Here is a 2,683-nt window from a genome sequence, read left to right as displayed (position 1 = left end):
ATTTTTCGGTGCCGAAAAGCGCTGCCGTCAAGACGGTGCGGCTGGCTGTCGCCATGCGCCCCGTAGGCTCCGCTGGGGAGTCCGCGGGACGCGGGGGGTTCGTGTGGGCGCGGCGCCCCTCCTCCGCCGACGCGTTCGAGCTTGCGGACGACACGGGAGGACTGCGGGTAGGCTTTGCGGCGGGGGCGTTCTTCGAGGACGCGACGATCCTTGCATATGCAGCCCCCTCGCGAGGACAGAGCGGCCTCATCCCGGTGGGTGGCGCGTGGCAGGTAGAGCCAGCTCGACACCCGCTCCGCCACCCCGCGCGGGTGCGCATCGTGGCGCCCGCGGGCGCGTCGCTGGATCGGGTCGGTCTCTATCGACTCGATTCGGGCGGCTGGCAATGGGCTGGCGCCGATCGGGACCCGGCCGCGCGCTCGGTGTCCGCCGAATCGTGGGGGCTTGGGCGCTTCGCCCTCTTCCGCGATGAAGTCGGGCCGCGGGTTGCGCTGCTCAAGTCTTCCGCGCGGGCGGTTCGCGCCGGCCCTTACAGCCGCTGGGCCGTCGAGGCATCGGTGGTCGAGAAGGGGAGTGGTGTCGACGCGCGAGCCTCATGGATGGAAGTGGACGGCGTGCGCGTGCCCACCGAGTGGGACCCCGAGGCAGGTCGCCTGCGGTGGCGACCGGCCCGGCCGCCGGGCCGCGGGACGCACGCCGTCCTCATCGTCGCCGCGGATCACGCCGGGAATACGACCCGCGCGGAGGGCCAGTTTCGCCTGGGGCGATGAGAAGCGCCGCCTCGCGCGATTACCCTGGCGAATCCTCCACCAGGCTCCGGAGCCGGTCCAGAGCCGCATCCCACCGCTTGGAGATGAGATCGAGGTAGGAATAGGCGACGACGAGCCGGCGGGGCTCCAGCTCCCAACGACTCTCGCGGCCCACTCGGGTCCCACGCACCAGGCCGGCATCGGCCAGGACGCGCAGATGCTTCGTGATCGCTTGGCGTGTTCGGCTCGATCGTCGCGTCAATCGCTTGATCGACTGGGGCCCGCCCTCGGAAAGGCGGGCCACCAGTTTGAGCCTCGTCGCGTCTCCCAACGCCGCGAAAACCGGCGCCGAGCTTTTGAGCCCGCTTCGTCCGGGATACGACATCACGGGTTTCGGTCCAGATAGCGCTGGATCGCCTTCATCTGCTCGGCCCAGCCGGCCTCGTTCCCCTTCAGAGCCTCCGCTCGTCGCGCGATCGGGATCTTGTCGAAGCCCGTCTCCACAACCCGAAGCAGGGTGCCGCCCTCCGCATCTTCGAGCGTAAACTCGATGAGAGTCATGGGCTCCTTCGAGTAGTCGGTCGCCGGGTCAATGGCGTGCGGGTGCCACCGATAGGAGAAAAGACGCTCCGGTTCCATCTTCTCGATGACGAACTCGACCACAAGGTGCTCGTAGCCGGGATAGGTGATCCGGCCTTTGACCGTTGCACCCGGCCGAAACGGTTCCGTGAACGCCGACTGGAACCAGGCGCCGAACTCCTTCGAGTCGGTAAGGGCGCGCCACACGCGGGCGCGCGACGCGCGTAGGAGGATCTGCTTCTCGATTCGATCCGTCGTTGTCGTGGACATCATCTCCAGCTCCTTGTAGGGCTGCGCCCCATGCGCAACCCATTGGTTGCATATTATCCGAGCGCGAGAAGAAACGCAACCCTTTGGTTACCGAAGGAGGAAAGCTGTGTCACCCCTGGGCAGAAAGGGTAGGATGTAGGTGGGTGCGGGGACCCGAGCAGTAGGACCAAAAGGAGAGGATTCGATGAAGCGTGCCCTGATTCCGATCATTCTGATGGGTCTCTTGACGCTCTCGACTGCGCGGAGGGTCATGGCTGCGACGAGCGCATCGCTCGACACGACACGCATCGAAGAGCTCACCGGTGCGAAGGGCGCGTTCAACCAGAAGGAGCTTGTGTTCAAGGTCTCGGAGCCGCGGACCGATTTGGCGATCACGGTCGCCGGCGTCAAACTCACGCCGTCGATGGGACTGACTTCGTGGGCGGCCTTCAAGAAGACGGGGGAGCAGACGGTTGTCATGGGAGACATGGTCCTCCTGGAGGACCAGGTGAACCCGGTCATGAGCGCGGCCCTCGACAATGGGCTTGACGTCACCGCGTTGCACAACCACTTCCTTTGGGACAGCCCAAGGGTGATGTTCATGCACATCGGTGGGATGGGCGACGAGGCCAAGCTCGCCGAGGGGGTCGGAAAGGTCTTCGCCAAGATCAAAGAAACAAGCGGCGGCAAAGGAGAGATCCCCAGCGCCGACATCAACCCAGCGACGACCACGCTCGATCCGAGGAAGATCGAAGCCATCCTCGGCGTGAAGGGCGGACTGAGCGACGGTGTGTACAAGGTCACCATTGGGCGCACAACCGGGATGCATGGCGCGTCGGTGGGCAACACCATGGGCGTGAACACATGGGCAGCGTTCGCAGGGTCCGACGACCGATCGGTGGTCGACGGCGATTTCGTGATGCTCGAGCCCGAGCTCCAGCCGGTGCTCAAGGCACTGCGCGGTCACGGCATCGACATCGTCGCTATCCACCAGCACATGGCCGGGGAGCAACCGCGGATGCTATTCCTGCACTACTGGGGCCTGGGAGCGACGGAGGATCTTGCCCGGGGGCTGCGTGCTGCTCTCGATCGCACGGCCTCGATGA

Annotated in this window: 5 protein-coding genes; 3 read left to right on the top strand and 2 right to left on the bottom strand. The window is 65.8% G+C overall.

Annotation, left to right across the window (positions count from 1 at the left end):
- Positions 1-103 precede the first annotated feature (103 nt).
- Entirely contained in the window at positions 104-472 is a 369-nt protein-coding gene (locus E6K76_12435; GenBank protein ID TMQ56565.1) for a hypothetical protein, read from the top strand.
- Positions 423-770, top strand: coding sequence for a hypothetical protein (locus tag E6K76_12430; GenBank protein ID TMQ56564.1), 348 nt, complete (start codon positions 423-425; stop codon positions 768-770). The genes E6K76_12435 and E6K76_12430 overlap by 50 nt, the downstream gene beginning before the upstream one ends.
- A gap of 19 nt (positions 771-789) precedes the next feature.
- Here E6K76_12430 and E6K76_12425 read toward each other — a convergent pair whose 3' ends face one another.
- Both E6K76_12425 and E6K76_12420 read right to left on the bottom strand, forming a co-directional pair.
- Complete coding sequence (locus E6K76_12425; protein TMQ56563.1) at positions 790-1,134, bottom strand: helix-turn-helix transcriptional regulator; 345 nt, start codon at positions 1,132-1,134, stop codon at positions 790-792.
- A complete protein-coding gene (locus tag E6K76_12420; GenBank protein TMQ56562.1) occupies positions 1,134-1,601 on the bottom strand; it encodes a vanillate O-demethylase oxidoreductase VanB in 468 nt (155 codons plus the stop codon). Before E6K76_12420 ends, E6K76_12425 begins: the two co-directional genes overlap by 1 nt.
- Positions 1,602-1,782: 181 nt before the next feature.
- On the opposite strand from E6K76_12420, the gene E6K76_12415 reads away from it, so the two are divergent.
- A partial coding sequence (locus E6K76_12415) for a DUF1259 domain-containing protein (protein TMQ56561.1) occupies positions 1,783-2,683 on the top strand: 901 nt, incomplete at its 3' end.

This window comes from Candidatus Eisenbacteria bacterium, assembly GCA_005893275.1.
Lineage (GTDB): Bacteria > Eisenbacteria > RBG-16-71-46 > SZUA-252 > SZUA-252 > WS-7.
This window is presented reverse-complemented; position numbering and strand designations above follow the sequence as displayed.

Bases quoted from the DNA above. Each gene is read 5' to 3' on its own strand.
- E6K76_12425 (TMQ56563.1), bottom strand. From the start codon at position 1,134: ATGTCGTATCCCGGACGAAGCGGGCTCAAAAGCTCGGCGCCGGTTTTC.
- E6K76_12420 (TMQ56562.1), bottom strand. From the start codon at position 1,601: ATGATGTCCACGACAACGACGGATCGAATCGAGAAGCAGATCCTCCTA.